General features: G+C 67.4%; 24 protein-coding genes. 18 read left to right on the plus strand and 6 right to left on the minus strand.

Annotated elements, in window-relative coordinates:
* Positions 1–3: 3 nt before the first annotated feature.
* Entirely contained in the window at positions 4–2100 is a 2097-nt protein-coding gene (gene metG / locus VLK31_RS16730) for a methionine--tRNA ligase (protein WP_409169540.1), read from the minus strand.
* Between the two features lie 90 nt (positions 2101–2190).
* Between metG and VLK31_RS16735 the strand changes: the two genes are divergently transcribed.
* The 7 genes from VLK31_RS16735 to VLK31_RS16765 all read left to right on the plus strand — a co-directional run bounded on the left by VLK31_RS16735 (position 2191) and on the right by VLK31_RS16765 (position 7246).
* Complete coding sequence (locus VLK31_RS16735; RefSeq protein ID WP_409169541.1) at positions 2191–2832, plus strand: LpxA family transferase; 642 nt, start codon at positions 2191–2193, stop codon at positions 2830–2832.
* A 61-nt stretch (positions 2833–2893) separates the two neighbouring features.
* Positions 2894–3565, plus strand: coding sequence for a hypothetical protein (locus VLK31_RS16740; protein ID WP_409169542.1), 672 nt, complete (start codon positions 2894–2896; stop codon positions 3563–3565).
* A 202-nt stretch (positions 3566–3767) separates the two neighbouring features.
* The gene (locus VLK31_RS16745) at positions 3768–4799 is read left to right on the plus strand and encodes an isocitrate/isopropylmalate dehydrogenase family protein (protein ID WP_409169543.1); all 1032 of its coding nucleotides are present in this window, start codon (positions 3768–3770) and stop codon (positions 4797–4799) included.
* Positions 4800–4960: 161 nt separating this feature from the next.
* Positions 4961–5407 (plus strand): DUF2846 domain-containing protein, encoded by a 447-nt coding sequence (locus VLK31_RS16750; RefSeq protein ID WP_409169544.1) that lies wholly within the window; start codon positions 4961–4963, stop codon positions 5405–5407.
* 94 nt (positions 5408–5501) lie between these two features.
* On the plus strand, positions 5502–6191 hold the full coding sequence (locus tag VLK31_RS16755; protein ID WP_409169545.1) for a YceH family protein: 690 nt from the start codon (positions 5502–5504) through the stop codon (positions 6189–6191).
* A 57-nt stretch (positions 6192–6248) separates the two neighbouring features.
* A complete protein-coding gene (locus VLK31_RS16760) occupies positions 6249–6608 on the plus strand; it encodes a hypothetical protein (RefSeq protein WP_409169546.1) in 360 nt (119 codons plus the stop codon).
* Positions 6609–6721: 113 nt separating this feature from the next.
* Positions 6722–7246: a hypothetical protein gene (locus VLK31_RS16765; RefSeq protein ID WP_409169547.1), complete on the plus strand. Its 525-nt coding sequence runs from the start codon at positions 6722–6724 to the stop codon at positions 7244–7246.
* On the opposite strand, the gene VLK31_RS16770 is transcribed toward VLK31_RS16765, so the two are convergent.
* Both VLK31_RS16770 and VLK31_RS16775 read right to left on the minus strand, forming a co-directional pair.
* Positions 7188–7778 carry a TMEM175 family protein gene (locus VLK31_RS16770; RefSeq protein WP_409169548.1) on the minus strand — a complete coding sequence of 197 codons (591 nt, stop codon included), beginning with the start codon at positions 7776–7778 and terminating at the stop codon, positions 7188–7190. The genes VLK31_RS16765 and VLK31_RS16770 overlap by 59 nt on opposite strands.
* A 9-nt stretch (positions 7779–7787) precedes the next feature.
* Positions 7788–8261 carry an Lrp/AsnC family transcriptional regulator gene (locus VLK31_RS16775; protein WP_409169549.1) on the minus strand — a complete coding sequence of 158 codons (474 nt, stop codon included), beginning with the start codon at positions 8259–8261 and terminating at the stop codon, positions 7788–7790.
* Between the two features lie 84 nt (positions 8262–8345).
* Here VLK31_RS16775 and VLK31_RS16780 point away from each other — a divergent pair, with 84 nt between their 5' ends.
* Positions 8346–9515 carry a M20 aminoacylase family protein gene (locus tag VLK31_RS16780; RefSeq protein ID WP_409169550.1) on the plus strand — a complete coding sequence of 390 codons (1170 nt, stop codon included), beginning with the start codon at positions 8346–8348 and terminating at the stop codon, positions 9513–9515.
* 52 nt (positions 9516–9567) lie between these two features.
* Entirely contained in the window at positions 9568–10785 is a 1218-nt protein-coding gene (locus VLK31_RS16785; protein ID WP_409169551.1) for a diaminopropionate ammonia-lyase, read from the plus strand.
* A 7-nt stretch (positions 10786–10792) separates the two neighbouring features.
* Here VLK31_RS16785 and VLK31_RS16790 read toward each other — a convergent pair whose 3' ends face one another.
* A complete protein-coding gene (locus VLK31_RS16790) occupies positions 10793–11986 on the minus strand; it encodes a patatin-like phospholipase family protein (RefSeq protein WP_409169552.1) in 1194 nt (397 codons plus the stop codon).
* Positions 11987–12093: 107 nt separating this feature from the next.
* Here VLK31_RS16790 and apbC point away from each other — a divergent pair, with 107 nt between their 5' ends.
* Both apbC and VLK31_RS16800 read left to right on the plus strand, forming a co-directional pair.
* Positions 12094–13185 (plus strand): iron-sulfur cluster carrier protein ApbC, encoded by a 1092-nt coding sequence (gene apbC, locus VLK31_RS16795; protein ID WP_409169553.1) that lies wholly within the window; start codon positions 12094–12096, stop codon positions 13183–13185.
* 351 nt (positions 13186–13536) lie between these two features.
* On the plus strand, positions 13537–14481 hold the full coding sequence (locus VLK31_RS16800) for a LysR substrate-binding domain-containing protein (protein WP_409169554.1): 945 nt from the start codon (positions 13537–13539) through the stop codon (positions 14479–14481).
* 87 nt (positions 14482–14568) lie between these two features.
* On the opposite strand, the gene VLK31_RS16805 is transcribed toward VLK31_RS16800, so the two are convergent.
* Entirely contained in the window at positions 14569–15165 is a 597-nt protein-coding gene (locus tag VLK31_RS16805) for a molybdopterin-dependent oxidoreductase (RefSeq protein WP_409169555.1), read from the minus strand.
* 112 nt (positions 15166–15277) lie between these two features.
* Between VLK31_RS16805 and VLK31_RS16810 the strand changes: the two genes are divergently transcribed.
* Both VLK31_RS16810 and tsaA read left to right on the plus strand, forming a co-directional pair.
* Complete coding sequence (locus tag VLK31_RS16810; protein WP_116910874.1) at positions 15278–15625, plus strand: winged helix-turn-helix domain-containing protein; 348 nt, start codon at positions 15278–15280, stop codon at positions 15623–15625.
* On the plus strand, positions 15622–16116 hold the full coding sequence (gene tsaA / locus VLK31_RS16815) for a tRNA (N6-threonylcarbamoyladenosine(37)-N6)-methyltransferase TrmO (protein WP_409169556.1): 495 nt from the start codon (positions 15622–15624) through the stop codon (positions 16114–16116). The genes VLK31_RS16810 and tsaA overlap by 4 nt, the downstream gene beginning before the upstream one ends.
* 89 nt (positions 16117–16205) lie before the next feature.
* On the opposite strand, the gene VLK31_RS16820 is transcribed toward tsaA, so the two are convergent.
* Complete coding sequence (locus VLK31_RS16820) at positions 16206–16457, minus strand: hypothetical protein (RefSeq protein ID WP_409169557.1); 252 nt, start codon at positions 16455–16457, stop codon at positions 16206–16208.
* A 107-nt stretch (positions 16458–16564) separates the two neighbouring features.
* Here VLK31_RS16820 and modB point away from each other — a divergent pair, with 107 nt between their 5' ends.
* The 5 genes from modB (at position 16565) to VLK31_RS16845 (ending at position 21916) form a co-directional block, all read left to right on the plus strand.
* Complete coding sequence (gene modB, locus VLK31_RS16825) at positions 16565–17248, plus strand: molybdate ABC transporter permease subunit (protein ID WP_409169558.1); 684 nt, start codon at positions 16565–16567, stop codon at positions 17246–17248.
* A 34-nt stretch (positions 17249–17282) separates the two neighbouring features.
* On the plus strand, positions 17283–18041 hold the full coding sequence (gene modA / locus VLK31_RS16830) for a molybdate ABC transporter substrate-binding protein (protein WP_409169559.1): 759 nt from the start codon (positions 17283–17285) through the stop codon (positions 18039–18041).
* 341 nt (positions 18042–18382) lie between these two features.
* Positions 18383–19174 carry an ABC transporter ATP-binding protein gene (locus tag VLK31_RS16835; protein WP_409169560.1) on the plus strand — a complete coding sequence of 264 codons (792 nt, stop codon included), beginning with the start codon at positions 18383–18385 and terminating at the stop codon, positions 19172–19174.
* 76 nt (positions 19175–19250) lie between these two features.
* Positions 19251–21629 (plus strand): FdhF/YdeP family oxidoreductase, encoded by a 2379-nt coding sequence (locus VLK31_RS16840; RefSeq protein ID WP_409169561.1) that lies wholly within the window; start codon positions 19251–19253, stop codon positions 21627–21629.
* Positions 21626–21916, plus strand: a complete 291-nt coding sequence (locus VLK31_RS16845) for a hypothetical protein (protein WP_409169562.1) — start codon at positions 21626–21628, stop codon at positions 21914–21916. The genes VLK31_RS16840 and VLK31_RS16845 overlap by 4 nt, the downstream gene beginning before the upstream one ends.
* Positions 21917–21926 lie beyond the last annotated feature (10 nt).

Genomic DNA, 21926 nt, shown 5'->3' on the forward strand with positions numbered 1-21926 from the left:
AGGTCAGCGAACGCACATGCCCGGCGTGGCGCCCGGCCAGGGTTCGAGCACGTGGATGCCCGGGTGGGCCTTTTCGTCGCCATGGCTGGCGGCCAGCACCATGCCTTCGCTCACGCCGAACTTCATCTTGCGCGGCGCGAGGTTGGCGACCAGCACGGTGAGCTTGCCCACGAGCTGCTCGGGCTGGTAGGCGGAGGCGATGCCGCTGAACACATTGCGGGTCTTTCCTTCACCCGCGTCCAGCGTCAAACGCAGCAGCTTGGTCGAGCCCTCGACCTTCTCGCAGGCCACGATCTGCGCGATGCGCAGGTCGATCTTGGCGAAGTCGTCGATGGTGATGGGGGGCGCGATGGCTTCGCCGCCCGGCAGCACTTGAGCTTCAGCGGAAGCAGGCGCGACTGCTGCGGGTTCGGGCGTGTCGAACAGCTTGTCGACCAGCTTGGCGTCCGCACGCTGCATCAGGTGCTTGTAGTCGCCGATGGCGTGGCCGGCCGGCAGCGCCTGTGCCGCGTCGCTCCAGTGCAGCGGCGCGATCTTCAGGAAAGCCTCCACGTTCACCGCCAGCGCCGGCAGCACCGGCTTCAGGTACAGCGTGAGCAGGCGGAAGGCTTCGATGCACACGGTGCACACATCGTGCAGCCGCGCCTCGGCGCCTTCTTTCTTGGCCAGCTCCCAAGGCTTGTTCTGGTCGACGTACTCGTTCACCTTGTCGGCCAGCGCCATCACTTCGCGCAGCGCGCGAGCGTAGTCGCGGCTGTCGTACAGCGAATGGACCTGGGCCGAGGCATCGCGCAGGGCGGCCAGCAGCGCCGCGCCGTCGGCCGACACTTGGCCCAGCTTGCCTTCGAAGCGCTTGCCGATGAAGCCCGCCGCGCGGCTCGCGATGTTGATGTACTTGCCCACGAGGTCGCTGTTGACGCGCGCCACAAAGTCCTCGGGGTTGAAGTCGATGTCCTCGTTGCGGCCGTTGAGCTTGGCCGCGATGTAGTAGCGCAGCCACTCCGGGTCCAGCCCGATCGACAGGTACTTGAGCGGGTCGATGCCGGTGCCGCGGCTCTTGCTCATCTTCTCCCCGCTCACCGTGAGGTGGCCGTGCACGTACACCGCGTCGGGCGCCTTGCGGCCGCTGAAATGCAGCATCGCGGGCCAGAACAGCGTGTGGAAGGTGATGATGTCCTTGCCGATGAAGTGCACCTGCTCCAGGTCTGGGTCGGCCATGTACTCGGTGTACGAAATGCCGTCGCCGCCCAGCTCGATGCAGCGCTTGTCCAGCAGGTTCTTCAGCGACGCCAGGTAGCCCACGGGCGCGTCCAGCCACACGTAGAAGTACTTGCCCGGCGCATCGGGGATCTCGATGCCGAAGTAGGGCGCGTCGCGGCTGATGTCCCAGTCGCCCAGGCCGCCCTTGCCTTCGTCGTCCTTGTAGAGCCACTCGCGGATCTTGTTCTGCACCTCGCTCTGCACGTGGCCGGGGGCGGCGGTCCATTCCTTCAGGAAGGCCTCGCAGCGCGGGTCCGACAGCTTGAAGAAGAAGTGGTCCGAGCTGCGCAGCTCGGGCTTGGCGCCCGACAGGGCCGAGTAGGGGTTGATGAGCTCGGTGGGCGCGTACACGGCGCCGCACACCTCGCAGTTGTCGCCGTACTGGTCCTTGGCGTGGCAGTTGGGGCACTCGCCCTTGATGAAGCGGTCGGCCAGGAACATGCCCTTTTCAGGGTCGTAGAACTGCTCGACGCTCTTGGTGCTGATCAGGCCGTTGGCGCGCAGGTCGCGGTAGATGTCTTGCGCCAGCTGGTGGTTCTCGGGTGCGTCGGTCGAGTGCCAGTTGTCGAAGGAGATGAAGTAGCCGTCCAGGTAGGGCTTGCGGCCCGCGGCAATCTCGGCCACGAAGGCCTGCGGCGTCACGCCGGCCTTGTCGGCGGCAATGGTGATGGCGGCGCCGTGGGCGTCATCGGCGCACACGAAGTTGACCTCGGCGCCATTCATTCGCTGGTTCCGCACCCAGATGTCGGCCTGGATGTATTCCATCATGTGGCCGATGTGGAACTTGCCGTTGGCGTACGGCAGGGCGGTGGTAACGAAGAGCTTGCGCGGGGCGGACATCGGGGAGGGCGCTTTCGGGAGTGGAGCTGACGGAACCGCGCATTTTAGGTGGCCCGCCCGGCGTGCGGGTTTGCTGGCAGCATCGCCCCCATGCCGCATGCCATCGACCTTGCCGACTACATCGCCGGATTTGCCGGCTCGCCCCTGGCGCCATGGGCCGCCTCGCTGCCCTGGGAACTGCCGCTGCATGCACCCGACATCGTGCGCCGCTTGCTGGCCGGGCTGCCGGCCGATGACTACCTTGTCGACGGCGAGGTGGCCGTGCACCGCAGCACGCGCGTCGAGCCCGGCGCGGTGCTGAAGGGCCCGCTGATCCTCGGGCCCGGCTGCTTCGTGGCCGCGGGCGCCTATCTGCGCGGCGGCAACTGGGTCGATGCGCACTGCAGCATCGGCCCGGGCGTGGAGCTGAAATCGTCCTTCGTGTTTGCCGGCACGGCGCTTGCGCACTTCAACTTCGTCGGCGACTCGGTGCTGGGCGCGGGCGTCAACATGGAGGCCGGCAGCATCGTGTGCAACCACCGCAACGAGCGCGCCGACAAAGAGATCTTCGTGCGCAGTGGAGCGCGTGGCGCGCTGCAGCCCACGGGCTGCGAGAAGTTCGGTGCGCTGATCGGCGATGGGGCGCGGATTGGTGCCAATGCAGTGATCGCGCCCGGTGCGTTGCTCGCGCCGGGCCGCGTCGTGAGCCGCGCTTCGCTGCTCGATCAGGAGATGCCCGACGACCTGCCATGAGCCGGAAAAACAGCGAAATTCACATGGCATGATTTCCGCCTCAAACAACAAGGAGGACTCCATGCACAGCACCAAGTCATTTGGTTTCAAGGCCATTCTGGGCGCGGCCATCGCGGCCGCGGCAACCACCAGCGCCATTGCCGCTGCACCCTCTTTTGCCGACTGCTTCCAGCTCAAGCCCGGTGTGGCCTACACGCTGAGCGATCGCTCGAAGATCCAGATCGTCAAGGCCCGGTTCGCGGGCAAGGCCGCCATGGGCGTGGTGAGCACCGATGGCGGCGTCAAGACCACGAAGTTCTTCGACGAAACCGGCCGGCAGCGGCTGGGCTCCGAGCAGTACGGTGTCGCGGCGCTGGGCGGCAACGCCGGCAAGGTGGTCATCAAGGAAGTCTTCGCGGCGCCGTTCCCCGAAGTGCCGGCCGATGTGAAGCCGGGCGCCACGTTCAAGCTGGCCGGCAAGGGCGTGAAGACGACGAGCGCAGGCAAGGAGGCCTTCGATTTCGACAAGAAGTACCAGTCGGAGCACGTTTTCGTGGGCTTCGAAAACCTGGAGCTGAACCCGAACTACAACGCTCGCACCTTCGAAAACGTCTGCCATGTGCGCTCGCGCGGCGACGACAACTCGGTCGACTCCTGGTACGCGCCGCAGTACGGTGTCATCAAGATGCAGGTGAAGACCGCCAAGGGCGAGTCGCTCTACAGCTACGAACTCGACGGTCTCGAAGAACGTTGAGGCTTGGGCGGAACGCCGGCCGGAAATCGGCCGCTTCGCCGGGCGCATAAGGTCTTGATCCCGCCGCGCTGGCACGCCGTGGGATGATTCCCGGCGGAGACCGCTCGGCGAGTGTTCGCTGCGCTTGCCGTACGTGATGCACATGACGCAGGACGACGGGTCCCCACAAGTTCTTTCGCCAACCGACCTGAGCGCCCAACCCATGACCACTCCCATTCCCGCAACACTGATACCCGGTGACGGCATCGGCCCGGAAATCGTCGACGCCACGCTGGCCGCGCTCGACGCGCTGAAGGCCCCCTTCACCTGGGACACCCAGATCGCCGGTCTCGGCGGCGTCAAGGCCTCGGGTGACCCGCTGCCGGCCGCCACGCTCGACAGCATCCGCCGCACGCGCCTCGCGCTGAAGGGCCCGCTGGAGACGCCCTCGGGCGGCGGCTACCGCTCCTCTAACGTGCGGCTGCGTGAAGAGTTTCAGCTCTACGCCAACCTGCGCCCCGCGCGCACCATCATTCCGGGCGGCCGCTTCGAGAAGATCGACCTGATGATCGTGCGCGAGAACCTCGAGGGCCTGTACATCGGCCACGAGCACTACGTGCGCATCGACGACGACCCGCATGCCGTGGGCATGGCCACCGGCATCAACACGCGCCAGGGCTGCCGCCGGGTGCTCGAGTACGCGTTCGAGACCGCCATTGCCACCGGCCGCAAGAAGGTCACGCTGGTGCACAAGGCCAACATCATGAAGGTGCTGACCGGCCTCTTCCTGGAAACCGGCCTGCAGCTCTACGAAGAAAAGTACAAGGGCAAGTTCGAGCTCGACTCGATCATCGTGGACGCCTGCGCCATGAAGCTGGTGCTCAACCCCTGGCAGTTCGACATGCTGGTGACGACCAACCTGTTCGGCGACATCCTCTCCGACCTGGTGGCCGGCCTGGTCGGCGGCCTGGGCATGGCGCCCGGCGCCAACATCGGCACCGACGCGGCCATCTTCGAAGCCGTGCACGGCTCGGCGCCCGACATTGCCGGCAAGGGCATCGCCAACCCCACCGCGCTGCTGCTGGCCGCCGCGATGATGCTCGACCACACCAAGATGCCCGAGCTGGCCACGCGCCTGCGCACGGCCATCGACCAGACGCTCAATGTCGACAAGGTGCGCACCGGCGACCTGGGTGGCACGGCGAACACGGCGGCTTTCACCAAGGCGTTGGTCGGCCGCATCAACGGCGGCTGAGGCACAGGGGAACCCGCTGCGGGGCTGAAAATTTTCAGCACAGCGGAAGCGAAAAGGGCGACGCGCGCGGCTACAGTGCTGGCCGCGCACGCGCCTGATTTGATGAGTCGGGCGGTGCAGAAAAATCAATCAAATCAATGCAAGCCTGGAGGGGTTTCCCAATGAAGAAGTTTCTTGTTGCCACCGTGGTGGCCGTTGCCGCGCTCAATCTCGTCGGTTGCGCGTCCGTGAGCATGGGCAATGCCGAACAGGACGCGGCCGTGAAGAAGTTCACCGCGCCCGCCGCAGACAAGTCGGCCCTGTACATCTATCGCAACGAGTCGATGGGCGGCTCGGTGAAGATGGATGTGAACGTCGATGGCAAGCCCATCGGCCAGACCGCCTCGAAGACCTTCCTGTACAAGGAAGTCGCGCCGGGCAAGCACACCATCACCTCGACGGCCGAGAACACCGACACCCTGGTGGTCGACACCCAGCCGGGCATGTCGTACTACATCTGGCAGGAAGTGAAGATGGGCGTCATGTACGCGCGCAACAAGCTTCAGCTGGTGGACGCAACCACCGGCAAGAAGGGTGTGCAGGAAACCAGCCTGGCCGTGACCAAGTAACGGCTGTCGAATGACACCGGTGGCGCAAGGCCATCGCTGAACACGTGTACGCTGCCGGGGCCATGCTCCGGTGGCGTTTCTTTTTTCAGCTGCCATGTCCTCGACCTCCCTTCCCGTTCTGTCCCTTGTCGAAACCCGTGTCCTCGGCGTGCTGGCCGAAAAGCAGCGCACCGTGCCCGACAGCTACCCGCTCACGCTCAATTCGCTGGTGTCGGGCTGCAACCAGAAGACCAGCCGCAACCCGGTGCTCGAGCTCACCGAGTCGCAGGTGCAGGCCACCATCGACAGCCTGAAGGGCTATAGCCTCGTGGCCGAGACCAGCGGCGGGCGCGCCTTTCGCTACGAGCACAACATCGACCGCGTGCTGCGCATTCCGTCGCAGTCGGTCATCCTGCTCACCGTGCTGATGCTGCGCGGCCCGCAGACCGCGGGCGAGCTGCGCATCGCCTGCGACCGCATGCACAACTTTGCCGACATCTCGTCGGTCGAGGGCTTTCTGAACGAGCTGGCCGAGCGCCAGGCCGGCGCGCTGGTGGTCCGGCTGGCCCGCTTGCCCGGCGCGCGCGAAAGCCGCTGGGCGCATCTGCTGAGCGGCGCACCGGCGGAAGAGGTCGCGGGGCCGGGCGGTGCTTCGTCCGATGCGCCATATGCCGCGCACGACGTGTCGCTGGGCGAGGTCGCGGCGCTGAAGGCCAATGTGGCGCGGCTCGAGACCGAGGTCGCGTCGCTCAAGGCCTTGCTGGGCCGCGTCTGCTCGGAGCTGGGGATTTCGGCGGAAGACTGAAGACCCGCTCTTGGCTGGTTGCCAGCCGGGGGCGCGCTGCGGTATCTTGCGCGGCATATGACGCACACCTGCCCGCGCTGCAAGCAACCCGGCATCAGCAACCTCGCCAAGCGCTGGTCCAGCCGCGCCGTGCCGGCCCAGTGCACGGTTTGCAGCGGTCTGTCGCATGTGCTGAAGAGCACGGACAACGGCATCTGGGCGGCCGGTGTCGTGATTCTGGTGGTGTCGCTGATAGGCGCGCTCGGGCTGAATTCGGCGCTGTTTTTCGTGAGCGGACTGGTGCTTGCGGTGGCGCTCAACATCCGGGCATGGCGGCGCGCAAAGATGTACCCGATCTCACAGGAAGCCGTGGCGAACGCCAGCAAGGTGGGTTTGGCCATGCTGGGCGTCTACGCTTTTCTCGGGCTCTTTCAGTAGCGACAGCGCCCGCGCGCTGGCATGTGCTCGCACCACTTCACACGGTCTTCACGCTGACCGCACAGTGCGCGCCTACCTTCGGACCCCATTGCAGACTCAATGGAGCACCGAGCATGGACAACGGACACACCGCAGCGTGGAGCGACCACGCGCCCTTCGACGACATCACCCGGCGCGCACTCGCGTGTCTTGCGGCGCTGGCCGGCACAGCCAGCCTGTATGCCTTCTTCTGGTGGGCCGCTTCGGCCACCGGCTTCTTTCTGTTCGACGGCTACCGCCACACCTGGCAAGGCCTGGGCACGGCGATCGCGTTTCGCGACATGGGCACCGTCTACTACCTGGCAAGCTGGGTCGTCTCGGTGTTCGGTGGCCTGTTCGGCTGGGCCGCGCTCATCGGGTTCGCGGTGACGCACCGCCGCGGCTGGGATGCCGTGGCGCCGTGGATCAAGGTCGGCTGCGCCGTCGGCTTGGCCGCCGGGCTGGCGTTCGAGCCCGGCCGGCTGATGGCGCTGGGCCCCATCGTCTGCGCATTCGCGCTGCTGTTGCGTTCGATGCTGGTGCCCGCGGGCGACCCTGCGGTCAGCCCGCAGGCGCGAGCCACCGGTACAGGCGCACCAGCAGCCCACCGCCCACATTGAGCGCAAAGGCCCACAGCGCCTGCCCCGGCACCACAAAGCTCAGTGCCATGGTGAGCAGGCAGGACGCCAGCAGCAACAGCAGCGACACGCGCCGGTCCAGCCAGTGGGCGTCGCGCACCGGGTCGGGCAGCAGCGACATCAGCACGAACGCGATCAGCGCAATGGCGCCGATGTTGGCCGCGTACAGCACAGTGGCCGTGGCATGCGAGGTGAACCGGCCCATCAGCACCGTGGAGAACGGCACCAGCGTCACGAACAGCAGATAGAACAGGCTCCACTTGGCATAGGGCTCGCCCACGGTTTCGCCGCGCGAGCGCGCCTTGATGAGCGACAGCCAGCTCACGCCCAGCACGTAGAAGCTCAGCAGGTACGGCAGCAGCTTGGGGCTCAGCGCGGCCAGGGCGCGCAGCAGCGAGGCTTCGTCCGCGCCCACCGCGGTTTCCTCCGGAATGTGCAGGTCGAGCACGAGGAGGGTCATGGCCACGGCAAAGATGCCATCGGTCAGTGCGTCGAGGCGGTTCTTGGGGTACATGTCGGGTGCTCAGGCGGGGGGTGAAACGGGCACGTCGAGGCCGAGCTTCACCGGGTCCATGGTGACCAGCGTGCGAAAGCGCTTGACGTTGTTGCTCTGAAAGAAAAGCTGCCGCGTGAGGGCCGTGTACTGCGCCATGTCGCGCACCACGAAGACCAGAATGAAGTCCCACTCGCCGGTCACGTAGTAGCACTGCTGCACCTGCGGGCAGGCCTTGAAGCTGCGCTTCATGGCGTCGAGCAGGTCGATCTGCTCGCTCTCGGTTTCCACCTCGGCCACGATGGTCAGCGGGTGGCCCAGCGCGGCGGGAGACAGCACCGCGCCGTATCGCTGGATCACGCCCTCGTCGCGCATGCGCTTGAGCCGCCGGTTCACGGCCGCGGTCGACAGATGCACCCGCTCGCCCAGCTCGCTCTGCGGCATGCGGCTGTCGGCCTGAATCAGTTGCAGCAAGCGAAGGTCCAGGGCATCGAGGGGTGTCATTGGCGGGCGAGTGACGCAAAGACGTTGCGTTGAACGGGCTGATTTTGCGCACCTGTCCCGCCGGGTTGTCAATAGCATCTCGCCATGACCTTCCTTGACGCACCCCTGCGCGACACGCTCACCGGCTGGCGTCGCCAGTTGCACGCCATGCCCGAGACCGGCTTCGAGGAGGCCAGGACCTCGGCCTTTGTCGTGCGCGTGCTGAAGGCCCTGGGGCTCGATGTGCACACCGGCATCGGCGGCACCGGCCTTGTGGCCAACCTGAAGGTGGGTGAAGGCAAAGGTGTGATCGGCCTGCGCGCCGAGATGGACGCGCTGAACATCACCGAGCTGCCCGCCGACCGCGCTTACGCCTCGGCCACGCCCGGCAAGATGCACGCCTGCGGCCACGACGGCCACATGTCGATCGTGCTGGGCGCGGCGCAGCTGCTGCGCGAGCGGCAGGACTTCGACGGCACCGTGCGCTTCATCTTCCAGCCCGCCGAAGAGCATGGCCGCGGCGCCAAGGCGATGATGGACGACGGCCTGTTCACGCGCTTTCCGGTGGACGAAATCCATGGCCTGCACAACATGCCCGGCATGCGCGCTGGCAGCATCGCCATGCGCGCGGGCGGCATCATGGCCAGCGAGGACAACTTCGTCATCCACGTGAAGGGCCGCGGCACGCATGCCGCACGGCCGCACATGGGCGTCGACCCGATCGTGATTGGCGCGCAGCTGGTGCTGGCGCTGCAGACCATCGTGTCGCGCACGCTCGACCCCGGCGCGCAGGCGGTGGTGTCGTGCACCGAGTTCATCACCGACGGCATTCGCAATGCAATTGCGTCGAACGTGGTGATCAAGGGCGACACCCGCAGCTACGACCCCAAGGTGCAACGCATGCTGGCTGCGCGCATGCGCGAGATCAGCGAGGGCGTGTGCCGCATGCACGGCGCCGGGTGCGACTTCAGCTACACGCACGAGTTCGCGCCCACCGTGAACTGGGCGCATTGCGTGTCCACTGCGGTGGCCGCGGCCACGGCCGTCGTGGGCGCGGAGAACGTCGACGCCAACGTGGCGCCGATGATGATTTCGGAAGACTTCGGCGCCTTCCTGCAGGTGGTGCCGGGCGCCTTCGTGTTCCTGGGCAACGGCGCCGAGGGCGAGGCAGGTGGCACGCCGCTGCACAACGCCAGCTACGACTTCAACGACGAGGTGCTGGCGACGGGCGCGCGCTACTTCGCGGAAATTGTTCGCCTGCGCCTGCCGCGCTGAATTGCCGCACGCATCGCCACGACCCCCGCCAAGACACTCACCCCGGACACCCATGCTGGTCATCAACAAGAACGCCGTGCGCGCCGCCTACCCGCGCGAACTGCAGCGCATCCTGTGCATTGCCGAAGCGCGACGCACGCGCGACTGGCTCTCTGCGTGGCCGATGCTCGCAAAGCAACCCACGCCGCTGTGGTCGCTGCCCGACACCGCGCAGGCGCTGGGCGTAGCCGGCGTGTGCGCCAAGGACGAGTCGAAGCGCTCGACGCTCGGCAGCTTCAAGGCACTGGGCGCGCCGGCCGCGCTGGTGCGGCTGGTGCTGCGCGCGCACCCCGCGTGGGACCCGAAGGCCGTGCTGCTCGGCGCCCACGCCGCCGCGTTGCGTGGGCAGGTCGTCATCAGCGCCACCGACGGCAACCACGGCCGCGCGCTGGCCGCGGCCGCCCAGGGCGCGGGCATGCGCTGCGTGATCGTGCTGCACAGGCAGGTGAGCCTCGAGCGCGAAAGCGCCATCGCCGCCTTCGGCGCCGAGATCGTGCGCACGCAGGGCAACTACGACGCCTCGGTCACGCACGCCGCGGCGCTGGCGCAGGCCCACGGCTGGCAGGTGGTGTCGGACACCTCGTACGCGGGCTACGAAGACATTCCGCGCGACGTGATGCAGGGCTACGGCACGCTGGTCGACGAGGTCTTTGAACAGGGCGAGGCGCCGTTCACGCACGTGGTTGTGCAGGGCGGCGTCGGTGGCCTGGCCGCGGGCGTGGCCAGCTATTTTTGGGAGCGCCAGGGCACGCAGCGCCCCACGCTCATCGTGGCCGAGCCGCGCCAGGCCGACTGCCTGCTGCAGAGTGCGCTGAGTGGCCAGCCCGCCCACGCCACGGGCACGGTCGACTCGGTGATGGCCGGGCTGGCCTGCGGAGAAAGCTCGCCGCTGGCCTGGCGCTTTCTGCAGCCGTCGGTCGACGTGTTCATGACCATCGAGGACGACGATGCCATCGACGCCATGCGCCGGTTGGCGCGGGGCTCGGCGCGCGACGTGCCCATCGAGAGCGGCGAGTCCGGCGCGGCGGGCCTGGCCGCGCTGCGCGTGCTGGCGCTGTCGCCGGCGCACCGCGCGCAAGCCGGGCTCGATGCCCACTCCCGCGTGCTGCTGATCAACACCGAGGGCGCGACCGCCCCGCTGGTGTACCGCCAACTCACCGGCCTGGACGCGCGGGAGGTGCGGCGCCGGCAGGCGGACTGGCTGTTGGCGCAGGGCACGGTCGCGCGCTGAAGCCCCGTCAGGCCGCCTGCCAGCCGAAGAAGCGCAGCACCTCGTCGCGCTGCTTCATGGTGTCGGCGCGCCCCAGCGCCATCAGCTCGCGCGTGTAGCCCGATTCGAACAACAGGTAGCTGGCCAGCGCGCCGCCCTTCACGTCGGCCGCCACCTTGGAGCCGCCCAGCAGATGGCGCACCGCGCCGGGCAGGGCGTCCACATGGCGCGCCGCAATCACGTCCAGGCGCTGCGAGGGCGAAATGACGAGCAGGTCGAGCGGGCGCAGCGCGCTGGACGCGCGCGCCGCCTCGGGAATCAGCGCCAGCGTGTGGTTGATGCGGCGCAGGCGTTCGATGTCCACCGCCAGCGCGTCCAGGAAGATGCTGGAGAGCGCGTGGCCCGCGATCTGTGCCATGGTCGGGTAGCCGCTGTGGGTGTTGGGCGCCTCGGTGTCGCGGGGCTCGTGCATGCGGCCCGCGCCAATCACCACGATGCGCTGCGCCCCCAGGTGAATGGCCGCCGCAATGGGTGCCGACTGGCGCATCGAGCCATCGCCGAAGTACTCGGTGTGGCCCTGCTGCATGGGCAGGGCGGTGGCCGGAAACACGAAGGGAATGGCCGAGGAAGCCAACAGGTGCGTGTGCGTGATGCGGTCGCGCACCGACAGCCGCTGTGAGCGCACCCAGGGTTCCATTGGCACGGCCGCCTCGAAGAAGGTGACGTGCTCGCCCGAGCTGTAGCTCGACGCGGTCACGGCCAGGGCCTGCACATGGCCTTGGGCCATGAGCTGGGGCAGCCGATCGAGCGGCACCATGCGCTGCAGCAGCTCGGCCAGCGGCTGGTTGTCGAGCAGCGACTTTGGCTTGATGCGCATCCAGTTGGCCGCGAAGCGCCCCAGCCCGAGCAGCATGCGCCAGCGCGCGCCGCTGCCGATGACCGAGAGCGAGTCGGCGCGGTACACCTGCTCGGCGCGGAACTGGCCCCACACCTGCGCAATCTGCGCGACCGCGTGATCGAAGTCGTCGCTCCCGCAGGCGAGCGCGGCCGCGTTGATGGCGCCGGCGGAGGTGCCGGTGATCACCGGAAAGGGGTTGCCGGTGCCGGCGGCGCCGGCCGCGCGGCGAATGTCTGCAATGGCTTCCAGCACGCCCACCTGGTAGGCGGCCCGGGCGCCGCCTCCGGTGAGCAGAAGGCCGGTGACGGGGCTTGTCTCGGGCATTTTGTTATTCGTTGTGTGGCTTGTCGGGCGTGTCGGGGCTATTCGGAGGCCGCTCGATGCGGGCCTGGAGAGCGCCTTAGACTACCGGCCAATCAGGAGTTTGATCAATGGCAATCACCCCAGAAGGGTTCATGGACGCGCTCAAGGCCGTCGCAGACCCCAACACCGGCAAGGAATTCGTGGCGAGCCGGTCGCTCAAGAACCTGCAGATTTCAGAGGGCGACGTGTCGTTCGACCTCGAGCTTGGCTACCCGGCCAAGAGCCAGCACGCGGCGATCCGCAAGGCGCTGGTGGCCGCTGCCAAGACGGTGGCGGGCGTGGAGAACGTGTCGGTCAACATCGTCACCAAGGTCATCAGCCATGCGGTGCAGCGCGGCGTGCAGCTGATGCCCAACGTGAAGAACATCATTGCGGTGGCATCGGGCAAGGGCGGTGTGGGCAAGAGCACCACGGCCGCCAACCTGGCGCTGGCGCTGGCCTCCGAAGGCGCCACCGTGGGCCTGCTGGACGCCGACATCTACGGCCCGAGCCAGCCCATGATGATGGGCATCACGGGCCGCCCCGACAGCGCCGACGGCAAGACGATGGAGCCGATGGAGCGCCATGGCGTGCAGGTGATGTCGATCGGCTTTCTGGTCGACCAGGACCAGGCCATGATCTGGCGCGGCCCCATGGCGACGCAGGCGCTGGAGCAACTGCTGCGCCAGACCAACTGGAAAGACCTGGACTACCTGATCGTGGACATGCCCCCGGGCACGGGCGACATTCAGCTCACGCTGAGCCAGCGGGTGCCGATGACGGGCGCGGTGATCGTCACCACGCCGCAGGACATTGCGCTGCTCGACGCGAAGAAGGGCATCAAGATGTTCGAGAAGGTCGGCGTGCCGATTCTGGGCATCGTGGAAAACATGGCGGTGCACATCTGTTCGAACTGCGGTCATGCGGAGCACATCTTCGGCGTGGACGGCGGCAAGAACATGGCGGCCGAGTACCAGATGGAATACCTGGGCGCGTTGCCGCTGGACATCAAGATTCGTTTGCAGGCGGACAGTGGGGCGCCTACCGTGGTGTCCGACCCTGACGGCGATGTGGCGGGTATCTACAAGGCTGTGGCCCGTCGCGTGGCTGTGGGCATTGCCGAGACTGCCAAGGACTTTTCTTCGAAGTTTCCGACGATCTCTATCAGCAAGAACACCTAGCCTGGGGATGGGGCCTCGCTGTTTTTGTCATGGCTTGGGGCTTGTGGGGCGCTGTTGTTCAGGGCGCGCTCACGAGGCCGGGGTACCTTGCTCCGCGAATGTCCCCCGGCCTGCGGCCTCCTCCTTTATTTCGCTGCGCAAGGCACCCCACCCTCCTGAGCGTTATACGGAGCGGTCGTTGATCGGCGAGCACCCAGAGCGTGCCCAGGTGCACAGGGCGTCGGGTACTCCCCGCAGCGAAATAAAGGAGGAGGGGCGAAGCCCCGGGGGACATTCGCGGAGGGGAGTACCCGGCGGCCTGTGCACGCGCCCCGAACAACAGCGCAAACAACACAAGCAGGAGCCAACGCCATGAACCTGCTCGCCTCGATGCGCTACCTCGTAGCCCTGAACGAGCACAAGCACTTCGGCCGCGCGGCACAGTCCTGCCACATCACGCAGCCCGCGTTGTCGAACGCACTGCGCGCACTGGAGAGCGAGTTCGGTGTGGTCATCGTCAAGCGCGCCCGCGTGTACGTCGGCCTCACCCACGAGGGCGAACGTGTGCTGGCCACCGCGCAACGCATGCTGCGCGAGAACGAAGTGCTGCTGCAGGAACTGCGCAGCGAAAAAGGCGACCCCCACGGGCGCCTGCGCATGGCCGCCGTGCCCACCGCCATTCCCCTGCTGTCGCGCTTTGCCGCCATGCTGCAGCAGCGCCATGCGGGCATCGTGCCGGCCGTGCTGTCCATGAGCTCGCAAGACCTGGAGACCGGCCTCGAAAGCCTGTCGGTCGACCTTGCCCTGGGCTACACCGAGCGCATGCACCTGCCGGGCATCAAGCTCACGGCCTGGCCGCAGAGCATCGAACATTACTTTTTGCTGCGGCGTGCCAGGAAGGCCTCGGCCGACCAGTTGCGCATCGGCAAACCCATGACCTGGGCCGAGGCCGGCACGCTGCCGCTGTGCCTGCTCACGCCCGACATGCACAACCGCGCCATCGTCGACCAGGCACTGCGTGAGGCCGGCATGCATGCCGTGCCGGCCATCGAGACCAACTCGGTGCTCACGCTGGCGCTGGCGGTGAGCGTGGGCAACGTCAGCAGCGTGCTGCCCGGCGGCATGGTGGCGGCGGTGCGCAGCCACCGCGAACTGGAGGCGCTGCCGCTGGTGGCGCCCGAGGTGCGCACGCCCATCGGCTTCATGACGCAGGAAGGCGTGCGGCCCTCGCGTGCGCTGGAGGCCGCCCTGGTCTTCATGAAAACGCCGGAGTGGCAGGCGCAGGTGCAGCAGCACAGCGGCACGCTGGGGGAGTGACAAGGGTGAGGGGGCGGCCGGGCGCGCCCCGGGCCGTCTACTGGTTGAATCGCTCCACGCGTTCCACGCGTTCCACGCACTTCACGGTCACCGGCCCGAAGGCTGCGCCGCGAAGACTTCGATCGCGGCCAGCCGGGCCACCGAGCGGCCCGGCTTCGCGTCGCCGGCCATCACCAGCCGGGCCATGCCGTTGCGGCCCAGCGGCGCGCCGTTGAGGCTGTAGGCGACCAGCGCCGTGCGGTTGCCTGCGTCGGGTGCGATCTCCGCCAGCGAGACCACCGTGCGGTAGCCGTCGCTGCCGACCAGCACCGCATACATCGAGAGCACCGGGTTGCGCGCCGCGGTGTCGGGCTTCAGGCCCACCGCCGCATCGTTCAGCAACGCCCACAGGCTCACGCCCGTGAAGCTGTTGCCGCCGACCGCCTGCGTGCTCGCGGGCAGTGCCTGCAGTGCGGACAGGTCGAAGGTGGCGCGTTTCATGACGGCACCGGAGACGGTGAAAGCGGGCGATACGCCTGCGCTGGCGGCGGTGTCGGCACTGGCCGAGCCGCCGTGCATCGCAGGCACCGCGGCCATTGGCGGAGTGCCGGCGCAACCGGCCAGCGCCACCACCGTTGCCAGCGCGGTGGCCCACGCGCCGCGGCGCGGCCAACGCGAAGACGAGAACAGGGGGCGGTGCTTCATGGGAACTCCTCGCTGCCCCGGAGCAGGGGCGCCGTATTTATTCTTGCATAGCGACTGCCGCACGCCACAGGTCGACAATGGCGGCCTGCATTGGTTTACGCTTGGCGCCCACATGAAATCCAAAGTCCAGTTCCGCCTGCGCGTCTACCGGGACGACACCATCGCCATTGGCCCCGGCAAGATCGCCGTGCTCGAGGCCGTGGCCGAGACCGGCTCCATTTCCGCGGCCGCCCGCCTGCTCGGCATGTCGTACCGCCGTGCCTGGATGCTGATCGACGAGATGAACCATGCGCTGGCGTCGCCTGCCGTGAACACCGCCGCCGGCGGTTCGCGCGGCGGCGGCACCGCGCTCACGCCGGTGGGCGAAGACATCGTCAAGCACTACCGCGCCATCGAAAACGCCGCGCGCCTGGCCACTGCGGCCGACATCCGCGCGCTGACCCGCCTGCTGGCGCCATGAGTTCCGAAGCCGCCGATGTCGTGTGCCGCCCGGTCGGCATCGTGCGCAGCCGTTTCACCGAAGCCGCGGGCATGCCGATTCAGACCGCCGGCGCGCCGGAGGAGATCGGCAGCCTCGAGGTGTTTGCCGAGTTTGCGCCGGGGCTGCGCGACATCGAGGGCTTCGACTACCTGATCCTCATCACCCACCTGCACCAGTGCGCGCACGAGCGCCTGGAGGTGGTGCCGTTTCTGGACACCACATCGCACGGCGTGTTCGCCACGCGCGCGCCCACCCGGCCCAACCGGCTGGGCCTGTCGATCGTGCGGCTGGTGTCGGTGGCGGGCAGCACGCTGCACTTCAGCGGCAACGACATGATGGACGGCACGCCCGTGCTCGACATCAAGCCCTACGTGCCGAAGTTCGACGTGCGCCAGACCGAGCGCGTGGGCTGGTTCGGCGCCAAGCTCGATCAGCTGCCGCGCATCCGCTCCGACGACCGCATGGGCTGATCGGGGAAGGCGGCCAGGGCGGTCAGGGCGCCCGGTCAGCGGGACTTGGATGGTGCGCTGCGCACCCCACATGTGGCGCCGCCTGCACGTCACTGCGCCAGCAGATCGCCATTCGGGTCGTCCCAAACGGCCTGGCGGCGCAGCACCTCGCCGATGTCGCTGGCATCGGTGTCGGCCACAAAGAAGCACTGGCTCTGGCCGTCGGGCCCGGTAATGGAGAGCACGAAGCCGCTGGCGTCCATCGACCGCTCGATGCGCCACTCGCGCACCTGCGTCACGTGGCGCAGTTCCGGGCGGCCGGAGATCGAGCGAACAACGGTGTCGTGGGCGGATGGGCGCATGGGGACTGTCTCTTACGCTGTATTCCTCAGTATATGAAGACTCATGGCTTTGCGCATCCCCCGTGAGAACCTTGGGCCTCAGCGTGTAACAATCCCGCCGTATTTTCATGAACACGACGCACTCGCTCATCGCATCGACCGACTGGTTCCCGCTGGTCCTGTCGCTCAAGGTCGCCGCCGTCGCGACGGTGCTCGCGCTGGTGGTGGGCGTGGCGCTGGGCTGGGTGTTCGCGCGCAAGCGCTTCTTCGGGCGCAGCGTGCTGGAGGCGGTGTTCATGCTGCCGCTGGTGCTGCCGCCCACGGTGATCGGCTACGCCATCTTGGTGGCCGCCGGGCGCCGCAGCCCGCTGGGCGCGTGGCTGCGCGAGCACCTCGACTACACCATCATCTTCAGCTGGCACGGCGCCGTGGTGGCCTCGGCCGTGGTGGCGCTGCCGCTGGTGCTCAAGTCGGCCAGCGCGGCGTTCTCCAATGTCGACCGCTCACTCGAAGCAGCGGCCAGCACGCTGCGGCAGTCGCCGCTTTCCGTCTTTCTGCGCGTCACGCTGCCGCTGGCGTGGCCTGGCATTCTGGCCGGCACCTTGCTGGCGTTCGCGCGTGCCATGGGCGAGTTCGGGGCGTCGCTGATGGTGGCGGGGTCCATTCCCAAGCAGACGCAGACGCTGTCGATGGCCATCTACGACGCGGTGCAGTCCGGGCATGACGACCTGGCGCTGTTGCTCGTGATCGTGACGTCGGTGCTGTCGATCACCGTGCTTGTCGTGTCGAACCGCTTTTTCTCGCTTCGCTGATTTCGTGCTTCATTCATTCTTATAAGGAGTTGCCATGCGTTCATTCCGTCTCTTGTCCCTCGCATCCCTGGCCGTGGCGCTGGCCTTGCCATTGGCCGCAGCCGCCCAGCAGATCACCGTGTCCGCGGCCGCGAGCCTGACCGACGCGTTCAAGGAAATCGGTCCCAGGTTCGAGGCTGCCAAGTCGGGTTCAACGGTGCGCTTCAACTTCGCCGCCTCGGGTGTGCTGCTGCAGCAGATCAGCCAGGGCGCGCCTGTCGATGTGTTCGCCAGCGCCGACCAGGATACGATGAACCGTGGCGTCGAGCAGAAGCTCGTCGACACGCCCACGCGCAAGGACTTCGTCACCAACAGCCTGGTGCTGATCGAACCGGCGAAGGACGCGGTGGGCCTGAAGACGTTGCAGGACCTGAGCGGCGCTGGCGTCAAGAAGATCGCCGTGGGCAAGGTCGCCACGGTGCCGGTGGGCCGGTACACCAAGCAGGTACTCGACGGCGCCAACCTGTGGACCTCGCTCGAACCCAAGTTCGTGCAGGCTGACAGCGTGCGCCAGGTGCTGGACTATGTGAGCCGCGGCGAGGTCGAGGCGGGCTTCGTTTACCGCACCGACGCGGCAGTGGCTGGCGACAAGGTGAAGATCGCCTTCACGCCCACCGGCCACACGCCAGTGACGTACCCGATTGCTGTGGTGTCCGATAGCAAGCAGAAGGCCCTGGCTGGTGACTTCATTGCTTTCCTGTCTACGCCTGCCGCGCAGGAAGTGCTCACGCGCTACGGGTTCGGCAAGCCCTGAGCCTGCTTGCAGATGAACGCCTGTTCTTCGTTTATTTTCGGTGGGCGTGAGGTGCGCTGTTGTTCAGGGCGCGCCCACGAGGGCGGGGTGCCTTGCTCCGCGAATGTCCTCCGGCCTGCGGCCTCCCCCTTTATTTCGCTGCGCAAGGCACCCCACCCTCGTGAGCGTTGCAAGCCGCGGTGGTCGATCGCACGATCACCGGGAGCGTGTCCACGTGAACAGGGCACCGGGTACTCCCCGCAGCGAAATAAAGGAGGAGGGCGAAGCCCGGGGGACATTCGCGGAGGGGAGTACCCGGTGGCCTGTGCACGCGCCCTGAACACAAAACCAGGGCAATCCGCATGATCGACGTCGACCTGAAACTCTCGGTCGCCGACGGCCGCCGCCGCTTCGACTTGGCAGTGCGCTTCGCGACCAACGTTCCCTTTGCCGCGCTCTACGGCCCTTCGGGCGCCGGCAAGTCGCTCACCCTGCAGGCCATCGCCGGCCTGCTGCATCCCACGTCGGGCCACGTGCGGCTCGACGGCCGCACCCTGTACGACTCGGCCCAGCGCATCGACGTGCCCGCGCCGGCACGCCGCGTCGGCTACCTGTTCCAGGACTACGCGCTGTTCCCGCACCTGAGCGTGCGCCAGAACGTGTCCTTCGGGTTGACCGCCTGGTACCGCCGCAAGCCGCCCGCGAAAGATGCCGAACGCGTGCAGGCACTGCTCGAGAGCTTCGGCCTTGCCGCCCTGGCCGACAGCCGGCCACAGAACCTGTCGGGCGGGCAGCAACAGCGCGTGGCACTGGCCCGCGCGCTCGCCTGCGAGCCGCAGGTGCTGCTGCTCGACGAACCCTTTGCCGCGCTCAACCCCATGCTGCGAGCAGAACTGCGCAACGAACTGGCCCAGGTGCGCAAGCAGTGGGGCATTCCGGTGCTGATGATCACGCACGACATCGAAGACGTGCTCGCGCTGGCCGATGTGGCCTTCGTCTACAGCAACGGCCAGGTGGTGCGCGAGATCGACCTGCACAACGCACAGAGCCGCGACTTCGCGCTGCGCGACATCGCCGGGGTGCAGCAAATTGAAGACACACCGCTGCGCAGCAAATTGCGCGGTTTGCTCATGCAGGACGCGCGCGGCGCCTGAGCTTCATTTCCGTTTTGAATCGCCGCATATCCCGATTCAATTTGACGCCGCCCCCTCGCGCGCGAACACTCGGCGCATGAGCGAGCAGAAGATCGAGTTTTACAAGGGCCCCGCTGGCGGCTGGGGCGCGTTGCGCAGTGTCACGAATGCGCTGCTGCGGCAAGACATTGCCATCAAGGGCGCCAAGACGTTGCTGTCGGCCAACCAGCCCGACGGCTTCGATTGCCCCGGCTGCGCCTGGCCCGACCGCAACCACGCCTCCACCTTCGAGTTCTGCGAGAACGGCGTGAAGGCCGTGGCCGCCGAAGCCACCGCGCGCCGCGCCGGGCCGGAGCTGTTCGCCAAGCACACCGTGGCCGAGCTGGCCCAGCAGAGCGACTTCTGGCTCGAAGACCAGGGCCGCCTCACGCACCCCATGGCCTACGACGCCGCCAGCGACCGGTACGTGCCCATCGAATGGGACGCCGCCTTCGAGCGCATCGCGCTGCACCTGAACGCGCTGCCCGACCCGAACCAGGCCATCTTCTATACCTCGGGCCGCGCGAGCAACGAGGCCGCGTTCTTGTACCAGCTGTTCGTGCGCGAGTACGGCACCAACAACTTTCCTGATTGCTCGAATATGTGCCACGAGCCCAGCGGCAGCGGCATGCGTCCGCAGATCGGCGTGGGCAAGGGCACGGTCACGCTCGAAGACTTCGAGAAGGCCGACGCCATCTTCATCTTCGGCCAGAACCCCGGCACCAACCATCCGCGCATGCTGGGCGAGCTGCGCATGGCCTCCAAGCGCGGCGCGCGCATCGTGAGCTTCAACCCGCTGCGCGAGCGCGGCCTGGAGCGCTTCGCCGATCCGCAAGACAAATTGGAGATGGCCACCCTGGGCTCCACGCCCATCAGCTCGCACTACTTTCAGCTGCGCGTGGGTGGCGATTTTTCCGCCGTCAAGGGAATGATGAAGCACGTCATCGAGCGCGAAGACGCAGCCGTGGCGCGCGGCGAGCCGTCGGTGCTCGACCATGAATTCATCGCCACGCACACCACCGGTTTCGAGGCGCTGGCCGACGACCTGCGCGCGGAGTCGTGGAGCCTCTTGGTGCAGGAGTCGGGCCTGAGCGAGGCGCAGATTCGCGCCGCGGCAGACGTGTACCTGGGTGCCAAGCGGGTCATCGCCTGCTGGGGCATGGGCATCACGCAGCACCAGCATTCGGTGGCCACCATCCAGATGATCGGCAACTGGCTCATGCTGTGCGGCCACATGGGCCGCGAAGGCGCGGGCGCCTGCCCGGTGCGCGGCCACAGCAACGTGCAGGGCGACCGCACCATGGGCATCTGGGAGAAGCCGCCGGCCGAGCTGCTCGATCGGCTGCAGCAGGTGTTCGGCTTCGAGCCGCCGCGGCGCAACGGTGTGGACACGGTCGAGGCCATTCAGCTGATGCTCGACGGCAAGGGCAAGGTGTTCTTTGCGCTGGGCGGCAACTTTGCCGCCGCCACGCCCGACACCTACCAGACCTGGAAGGGCCTGCAGCAGTGCGATCTCACGGTGCACGTGACCACCAAGCTCAACCGCAGCCACGTGATTCACGGGCGCGAGGCCCTCATTCTTCCGTGCCTGGGCCGCACCGAGATCGACATGCAGGCCGGCGGCGCGCAAGGCGTGACGGTGGAAGACTCGATGAGCATGGTGCACATCTCCATGGGCATCAACCCGCCCGCGTCGGAGCACCTGCTGTCGGAGCCCGCCATCGTGGCGCGCCTGGCGGCCGCCACCATCGGTGCGCGCAGCAAGACGCCGTGGCTCTGGCTCATCGAAGACTACGCGCGCATCCGCGACAAGATCGAAGCGGTGTTCGACGACTTCAAGGACTTCAACACCCGCGTGGCGCACCCCGGCGGCTTTCGGCTGCGCAATACCGCGAGCGAGCGCGTGTGGAACACGGCCTCGAAAAAGGCCGTGTTCTTCACGCATGCCGTGCCGCTGGACACCCACGCGCACCGCGCCCGCGCACGCTACGCGAAGAAGGGCGACACCATCGTCTTCACGCTGCTCACCACGCGCTCGCACGACCAGTACAACACCACCATCTACGGCATGGACGACCGTTACCGCGGCGTGTTCGGCCAGCGCCGCGTGGTGTTCATCCACAAGGACGACATCCGCCACCTGGGGCTGAAGGACGGCGACTGGGTCGACATTCAGACCGTGTGGAGCGACGGCCAGGAGCGCCGCGCCGACCGCTTCAAACTGGTGGCCTACGACATTCCGCGTGGCAACCTCGCCGCGTACTACCCCGAGACCAACCCGCTGGTGCCGCTGTCGTCGGTGGCTGAAAACGCGGGCACGCCGACCTCCAAGTCGATTCCGGTGGTGCTGTCGTTGCACGTGGCAAGCGCACCTGATGCACACGCCGCGGCCAACCCCGCCGACGTTATCGACGCTGCCGCTACCGTGGCTGCATGACAGCCCCTGCCTTCGACGCCGATGCATTTGCCATCGCGATCCTGCGTGCGCTGGCCGAGGCACAGGGCGAGGGCGGCATGTCCTTGCCGCGCCTGGGCAAGCGGCTGGGGCAGGGCGCTAGCGTGGTCATGCGCCACCTCACGCTGATGGGCGATGCCGCCATCGGCGGCGTGCGCGGACCGGGCTGGGTGCGCGTGGTGCAGCTGGACGACCGCTGGGTCGCGCACCTCACCGACGCGGGCCGGGCCTGGGTCGCGGCCCTGCCGGCTGACGAAAGCGCCGGCTGAGCGGACAATG

This window comes from Variovorax sp. H27-G14, assembly GCF_046156345.1.
Taxonomy (GTDB): domain Bacteria; phylum Pseudomonadota; class Gammaproteobacteria; order Burkholderiales; family Burkholderiaceae_C; genus Variovorax.